The organism is Monashia sp. HAY1-2A (assembly GCF_056755315.1).
This window is the reverse complement of the sequence record NZ_JBNDHY010000315.1, coordinates 1-815: the sequence shown is the minus strand read 5'-3', so window position 1 is coordinate 815 and position 815 is coordinate 1. Positions and strand designations below refer to the sequence as shown.

General features: G+C 74.4%; 1 protein-coding gene. It reads right to left on the bottom strand.

The genetic code is table 11. The annotated features are described in order from the left end of the window. Positions 1-143 precede the first annotated feature (143 nt). On the bottom strand, positions 144-815 hold a 672-nt coding region (locus ACPYOM_RS22070; protein WP_481347600.1), incomplete at its 5' end, for a hypothetical protein.

Below are 815 nucleotides of genomic sequence, written 5' to 3'. Positions count from 1 at the left end.
CCCCCCCCCCCCCCCCCCCCCCCCCCCCCCCCCCCCCCCCCCCCCCCCCCCCCCCCCCACCCCCCCCCCCCCCCCCCAGATTACTACGCGTCTCGTGGGCTCGGAGATGTGTATAAGAGACAGGGTGGGGTGTCGGGCATGCGTCACTCCGGCGGGGCCAGGGGAGAGGGTGCAGGGGGCGAGGCCGGCGTGGACGGCGACGGCGCCCGTCGCGACGCGCTGGGCGACGGCGTCGGGTCGGGCCCGGCGAGACCGAGCGAACCGCCGGTCGAGGACCCCCCGAACTTCAGCTCGAGGAACTGCCCGTGCACGATGATCGCCTCCGCGTCGGCCCGGCACACCGCGTCGTAGACCTTGTCCATCGTCGTGCCGAGCAGGTCGAGCTGGTCGACGAGGAGCATGACCGAGCTCTTGCCGCCGGCGATCGGACGCGTGTCCGCCCAGTCGCGCGGCAGGCGCAGGTAGTTGCCGATGGCGACCGGCAGGTAGTCGGTGGCCGTCGCCATGACGCTGAAGCCCTGGGCGCTGCCCAGGCCCAGCTGGTCGAGGCGCGGCAGCGTCTCGCGGACGACGCGCGTCACGCGCAGCAGGCGCGACAGGACGACGCCCGGGACGCGTCCGGCGCGGGCCTGCTGCTCGACGGTGTCGAGCGCGGCGAGCAGCTGCTCGGTGGTCGGGGGGCCCGGACGCGCGGGCTCGGGGACCTCGGGCCCGTCCAACCCGAACCACGACCGGATACCCACTGCGAGACCCCTCTTCCTGTCTCTTATACACATCTCCGAGCCCACGAGACGCGTAGTAATCTGGGGGGGGGG